We start from the raw sequence: 6,473 nt of genomic DNA, 5'->3' as shown, positions 1-6,473 counted from the left end.
TGGCTGCGGGTATCCGCTGTCACGCAGGCGGCGAACCCGGTCCGCGATCCCGCGATCGTTGGTCACCACGACGCCGAATCCGATGCCCGGGAACGCGAAGAACCCAAGATCCCCGCCGCTCCCGACCGGACGTCCGTCGGGTGTCTCAGCGAGGAACGCGTCCGTCCCGTCCTCGACGACCCGGATCCCGTGCGCTGAGTCGTCGCCCGGCGCGCCGGCGGCCGCGACCAGCGCGAGCTGGGCGGTCGGGGCGCCTTTGCCGTGGGGGTGTGGCACCAGGACGGCCCGGGTTGCCGGAGTCAGGGCGGCTGCGACGGATGCGGGCGTGAGGCAACCATCGGTGGCCGCCACGTCGGCGAAGACCGGGCGGGCGCCGCTGGCGAGGACGGCGGCCAGAACGTCGCGGGCGGTGCCTGGCGCGACCACCACTTCGTCGCCGGCCCGCAGTTCGAGCGCGGCCACGGACAGCCGTCGCGCGGCGCCTTCGGTACGGGTCACGATCGCGAACCGGGCACCGGTCCGCTCGGCCAGCAGGCCCTCGACGTGGGCCGCCGTGCACGATCTGACTGCAATCTTTGCAAGCGCTTGCATAACCACAGAGTCGAAGCCATCGGGGGTCGGTGTCAACGAGCAGGCCCCCGGATGTCCGATCCCGGCCACACCGGATCAGGCAGCGGGTCCCGTCGAGGCGCGGGGAACGAAGTCGGAGGACAGGACGACCTGCTGGGTGCGGGCGGACTTCTCCAGCTGGTCGAGGAGCAGGTCCACGGCGGTCCGCCCGGCCAGCGCCATCGGCATCGCGATCGTCGTCAGCCCGGGCACCGTCATGCTGGAGAACAGCACGTCGTCGCACCCGGACACGCTGACCGCGCCCGGTACGTCGAGCCCCTGGTCCCGCAACCCGCGGATGGTGCCCAGCGCCATCACGTCGTCGTACGCGAGGGCAGCCGTCACCTCCTGCGCGGCGACCTGCTCGGCCGCGCTCAGTCCGCCCTCGAACGTCGCCGGGAACGGCCCAAGGACGTCGACCGTCATCCGCAACCGCCGCGCGGCCCGCTGCACGCAGCTGCGTTTGTCCTTGTCCGACCACGAGGACGCCGGACCGGACAGGTATGCGACCCGTCGATGGCCGAGTTCGCGCAGGTGTTCCATCAGCGCCGTCGCTCCAGCCTCGACGCTGCAGGTCACCGATGTCAGGCCCGGGATCGTCCGGTTCACCAGCACCACCGGCCGGGTGGTCGCGACCTGCTTGATCGGCGCGGACGCGGAGCGCGGCGAGCAGACCACGAGGCCGTCCACACGGCTGGTCAGCTCGCGCATCAGCAGCCGTTCGCGTTCGGCGTGCTCGTCGGTGTCGGTGAGCATGAGCGCGTAACCGCGTTCGTTCGCGCGGTTCTCGGCGGCCCGCACCAGCGGCGGGAAGAACGGGTTGGTGATGTCCGGCACCATCAGCCCGAGCACGGACGTCTGCCCGGTGGCCAGCCCGCGGGCCGTCCGGTTCGGCTGGTAGCCGACCCGGTTCGCGACCGACAGGATCTGCTCGCGGCGCTCGCGGGACAGCAGCTCCGGGTGACTGAACGCCCGCGAGACGGTCGAGATCGACACCCCGAGCTCGTCCGCGATGCTCTTCAACGACGCGATGTCGCCCTCCTCGTGGATACCTGCTCAGAGCGTAGGTCAGCCCTTGACCGCGCCCAGCATCAGCCCGGAGCTGAAGTGCCGGCGGATGAACGGGTACAGCACGAGGATCGGGACCAGCGAGATCACCAGGATCGCCATCTGCAGCGACTGCTGGGTCGGCAGCAGCGCGGACGACGTACTCGAGATCTCGTTGCCGATCGGGTCGCCGGTGACGACGTACGTTCGGAGGATCAGCTGCAGCGGCCACTTCTTGGTGTCGTTGAGATACAGCAGCGCGGTGAAGAACGAGTTCCAGTAGCCGACCGCGTAGAACAGGCCGATCACCGCCAGGATCGCCTTCGACAGCGGCAGCACGACCCGCACCAGCGTGGCCAGCTCACCGGCGCCGTCGATGTGCGCGGCGTCGAGGATCTCCTGCGGGATCTCCAGGAAGAACGCCCGCATCACGATCACGTTGAACCCGCTGACCAGCACCGGGAGGATCAGCGACCAGTACGAGTTCAGCAGGTGCAGCTGTTTCACCATCAGGTACGACGGGATGATGCCCGGCGTGAAGAACAGCGTGAACAGGATGATCAGCAGCAGCGGTTTGCCCAGCACGGACTTCATCCGGGCCAGGGCGTAGGCGAGCGCCGTCGTACAGGCGAGCGACAACGCCGTACCGACCGCGGTGACGCCGAGCGACACGAACAGCGCCCGGGTGACGACACCGCCGGAGAGCAGTTGCTTGTACGCCGCGAACGTCGGGTGCGTCGGCCACAGCACCAGGCCGCCGGCGTGGTTGACCTGCTCGTTGCCGGCGAAGCTGGTCGAGATGATCGCCACGAACGGCCCGACCACGACGAGACAGCACAGCGTGAGTAGCAGGCCCTTGAGGCCACGGGAGACGGGTCCGGCCGGCCGCACGCCCTGGTGAAGCGTGCGGCCGGCGGTTCGGGTGCCGGCCCAGCGGGGGACAGCGGATGTGGTCACGATTGGTAGACCCCTCGTTCGCCGAACAGGTGGGCCACGCGGTTCGCGGCCAGGACGAGGACGAGCCCGAGCAGGCCTTTGACCAGGCCTACTGCCGCGGCGACGCCCCAGTTACCGGCGAGGATGCCGTTGTTGTAGACGTACGTGTCGAGTACTTCGCTGGCCCGCGCGCCGACCGCCGACTGCTGCAGCACGATCTGCTCGAAGCCGACGCTGAGTACGTCGCCGAGCCGCAGGATCAGCAGCAGCACGATCACCGGCCGGATCCCGGGCAGCGTGATGTGCCACAGCTGCCGCATCCGGGACGCGCCGTCGACCGCCGATGCCTCATACAGGTGCAGGTCGATGCGGGACAGCGCGGCCAGGAACAGGATCGTGCCCCACCCGGTCTCCTTCCAGATGACCTGGGCGGTGAGCAGCTCCTTGAACAGCCCGACGTTGCCGATCAGGTGCAGCCCGGTGCCGCCGTGCGCCTGCAGCCAGGTGGACGCCAGCCCGGCGTTGCCCAGCATCTGCTGGAACACCGCGACGACGATCACCCAGGACAGGAAGTGCGGCAGGTACAGGATGCTCTGCACGAGGTTCTTGAGCCGGTCGGACAGCAGGCTGTTCAGCACCAGCGCGATGCAGATCGGCGCCGGGAACGCGAAGAACACCTGCAGTGCGCTGATCACCAGCGTGTTCCACAACGCCTGCAGGAACGCCGGATCGCCGTTGAACAGCACCGAGAAGTTCGACAGCCCGACCCAGTCGGACGCCGAGATCCCGAGGAACGGCTGGTAGTCCTTGAACGCGATCACGTTGCCGAGCAACGGCACGTAGTTGAACGCCAGGACCAGCAGGATGCCCGGCAGCGCGAGCAGCAGCAGGACCCTCTCGTTGCGCAGCCGGGTCCGCCACATCTGCATGCCTGCATCCCTTCGCCGAGCCGGGAAAACTTGGATGTTGAGACAACGCCCTGATAGCGTCGCAGTATGTGAGACTGCATGGAGCGGTGTCAAGGAAGGGTGTGGTGATGGCTACAGGTTCGGGTGCGGAGCGGTACGGCAGTTCGACGGTCGACAAGGCCGTCGACATCCTGACCGTGATCGCGGCGTCGCCGGCCGGGCTGACCAACCAGGAGGTCAGTGCCGAGCTCGGCTTCGACAAGTCCACCGTGCACCGGCTGCTGCTCACGCTGGAGCGCCGCGGCCTGCTCGCGCGGACCGGCGTACCGGCGCGGTTCGTGGTCGGCGACCATGCCCAGTTCCTGGCCTGGGGGCCGACGCCCGACCTGCGCGTGGTGCTCGCGCCGGTGCTCGAGGAGCTGGTCGACCTGACCGGGGAGAGCGCCAGCTACTCGATCCGGCAAGGCGACCGGTTCACCTGCGTGGCGCACCGGTTGAGCCTGCACGACCTGAGCTATTCGCCGCTGACCGGGCAGAGCTACCCGCTCGGCTCGGCCGCGTCCGGCCTCGCCCTGCTGGCCTTCCTCGCAGCACCGGTCCGCGACGAGATCGTTGCCCGCAGCACCCTTCCGCCGGCCGACGCCGGAAGTGATGCGGGTGATTTGCGGGCGGAGCTCGAGCTGATCGTGCAGCGGGGGTATGCGACCAGTGGTGGGCACGGCGGGTGCTCGATCGCCTATCCGGTGCTCGGCCGGCACGGGACCGTGGTCGGCGCGCTCGCGATCTCCGCCGCCGAAGTACGGACGCCGCTGGCCGAGCTCGCCGCGCAGGCCGAGACGCTGGCCGAGGCCGCGCACTGCCTGCCCGCCGACCTCGGCTGGGTGCCCTCCGGCGAGAACCCGTCCGAACCGATGTAGCGAACCTCCGAAGGGGTGGGGCCCGATGTCGCACGCGGTTGCCATGATGATGCTCAACGGCCGGCTCGACGACGACGTCATCGTGCCCTACCTGGACGCGCTGCCGTCCTCGGGGTACGGCGGGGTCTGCCTGCATCCGCGCGACGGGCTCGCGGTGCCGTACGGCTCGGACCAGTTCTGGACCGGGATCGAGCGGATCGTTGGGCACGCCCGCGATCGTGGGCTGGACGTCTGGTTCTACGACGAGTTCTCGTTCCCGTCCGGTGCGGACGGCGGGCGGATCGTCGCCCGGTACGCCGGGGCGCGGGCCCGGCAGTTGCGGTTCCGGCGGATCGATCCGCAGGTGGATGCCCTGGGCAACATCGAGCTCGGCGCCGACGATCTGCTGGCACTGCTGCGGATCCGCGGCGACGACGTACAGGACGTCACCGGACGCTGCGGGACGCATCGGAACCGCTGGGTGGCGGCCGAGATGTTCGAGACCGACTACCTGTGCACGATCAACGTCCGGCAGGTGCCGCACGAGCGTGCGGTCAGTACGGCGACGGTTTTCGTGTACCAGCCGGAGACGCCGTTGCGCGAGGACGAGGAGTTGCTCGCGGTGAGCGTCGTACCGGTTCCTGCCCGGCACGGCGAGGCGGGGCTGCCGGATGTGGCGCTGCCGGAGGTCACCGATCGGTTCCTCGACGAGGTGTACGCGCGGTACGGGCGGTATGCGCGGGACCTCGGGACCGGGGCGGTGCCGATCTTCCAGGACGAGGTGGCCTACCAGTGCGACCACCCGTGGAACGAGCTGATCGAGAAGGAGCTGCGGGACCTGTGGGGGACCGGCTGGCGGTGCCGGCTGCGGGCGTTGTTCGAGCCGGTGGGTGCCGGGTGGGAGTCCACCAGGTACGAGTACTGGCGGGTGTGCAGCGGGCTGCTCGAGCGGAACTGGTTCGGCCGCGTCGCGGCGTACTGCCGGGCGAACGGTCTGCGGATGACCGGGCATCTGCCGGGGGAGGAGTCGTTCCTCGGGCACTGGCGGTTGCTCGGGGACGCGTACCGGACGCTCGCGCACTTCGACCTGCCCGGGTACGACGTGATCAATCCGCCGACCGTCGACGACGTCCATCGCTCGCAGGCGAAGGGGATCAAGCTCGTCCAGTCCGCGCGCTGGCTGACCGGTCGCGGGCCGATGATCGCGGAGGTGTTCGGGGCGACCGGGTTCCAGCACGACGCGCAGCAGGCGCGCACGATCCTCGCCTGGCTCGGGCTGCACGACATCCTGCAGCCGATCGACCACAGCACCTGGACGAGCGCGGCGTCGCTGCGCAAGTACGACGCTCCGCCGGTGAACACGCGGTTCAACCCGCTCGACTTCGGGCGGGCCGATCTGTTCGAGTGGCATGCGTGGTTCCGCGAACTGCTGCGGGAGTACAGCTTCGATCCCGAGGTGCTGGTGCTGCTGCCGCAGGAGTCGCTGGCGCGGTACCGGCTGGAGGAACGGGAGCGCTGGGCCGGGGAGGTGTCGTTGCTGGAGACGTTCTTCCACTACCTGGAGGCGGCGAGCGTCGACGTGGTGATGATCCCGGCCGAACAACTCGCCGACCTCGAGGTGGGTCTGCACGGGCTGACGCTCGTCGGCCATACGTTCTCGCGGCTCGTGGTGCCGCCGGTGTCGTCACTCCACGAGTCGACGTACGCCGAACTGGAACGTCTCGCTCCTACTGGGACGGTGCTCTGGACCATCCCCACCACCGCGAATGAAACCGTGGTCTTCGGCGCCGATACCGTTCTCCGCCCGCTCCCGCTCAAAGGTATCCCCTGCACCGAGCCGGACCTCCTCCGCGACCGCGCCGACTGGTTCCACGCGCACCTTCCGCTCCGCACCGAGCTCGCCACCACCACGCAAACCCTCATCAAGTCCGTCCGCCGAGCCCCCGACGGCTCCCGCCTCCTGGTCCTCGTCAACCCCCACGATTCCCTCCTCCCCATCCACTTCCCAACCCACCCCGGCCCCCTCCTCCCCCAACCCTCCACCGGCCACCTCACCCTCACCCCAACCCCCAACAAC

Annotated in this window: 6 protein-coding genes; 2 read left to right on the top strand and 4 right to left on the bottom strand. The window is 69.3% G+C overall.

Annotation, left to right across the window (positions count from 1 at the left end):
* The 4 genes from VFF46_RS37755 to VFF46_RS37740 form a co-directional block, all read right to left on the bottom strand.
* A partial coding sequence (locus tag VFF46_RS37755; RefSeq protein ID WP_325042071.1) for a DegT/DnrJ/EryC1/StrS family aminotransferase occupies nt 1-591 on the bottom strand: 591 nt, incomplete at its 3' end.
* Nucleotides 592-666: 75 nt separating this feature from the next.
* Nucleotides 667-1,632: a LacI family DNA-binding transcriptional regulator gene (locus tag VFF46_RS37750; protein WP_325042070.1), complete on the bottom strand. Its 966-nt coding sequence runs from the start codon at nt 1,630-1,632 to the stop codon at nt 667-669.
* Between the two features lie 45 nt (nt 1,633-1,677).
* On the bottom strand, nt 1,678-2,613 hold the full coding sequence (locus VFF46_RS37745; protein ID WP_325042069.1) for a carbohydrate ABC transporter permease: 936 nt from the start codon (nt 2,611-2,613) through the stop codon (nt 1,678-1,680).
* Nucleotides 2,610-3,521, bottom strand: coding sequence for an ABC transporter permease (locus tag VFF46_RS37740; RefSeq protein WP_325042068.1), 912 nt, complete (start codon nt 3,519-3,521; stop codon nt 2,610-2,612). The genes VFF46_RS37745 and VFF46_RS37740 overlap by 4 nt, the downstream gene beginning before the upstream one ends.
* 107 nt (nt 3,522-3,628) lie before the next feature.
* Between VFF46_RS37740 and VFF46_RS37735 the strand changes: the two genes are divergently transcribed.
* On the top strand, nt 3,629-4,417 hold the full coding sequence (locus tag VFF46_RS37735) for an IclR family transcriptional regulator (RefSeq protein ID WP_325042067.1): 789 nt from the start codon (nt 3,629-3,631) through the stop codon (nt 4,415-4,417).
* Nucleotides 4,418-4,442: 25 nt separating this feature from the next.
* Nucleotides 4,443-6,473 (top strand): hypothetical protein (locus VFF46_RS37730; RefSeq protein WP_325042066.1); only part of this gene is annotated, 2,031 nt, incomplete at its 3' end.

The organism is Kribbella sp. (assembly GCF_035655035.1).
Taxonomy (GTDB): Bacteria; Actinomycetota; Actinomycetes; order Propionibacteriales; family Kribbellaceae; genus Kribbella.
The sequence above is the reverse complement of the archived record's forward strand: the minus strand, read 5'-3'. Positions and strand labels throughout refer to the sequence as shown.

Bases quoted from the DNA above. Each gene is read 5' to 3' on its own strand.
- VFF46_RS37735 (WP_325042067.1), top strand. From the start codon at position 3,629: ATGGCTACAGGTTCGGGTGCGGAGCGGTACGGCAGTTCGACGGTCGAC.
- VFF46_RS37740 (WP_325042068.1), bottom strand. From the start codon at position 3,521: ATGCAGATGTGGCGGACCCGGCTGCGCAACGAGAGGGTCCTGCTGCTG.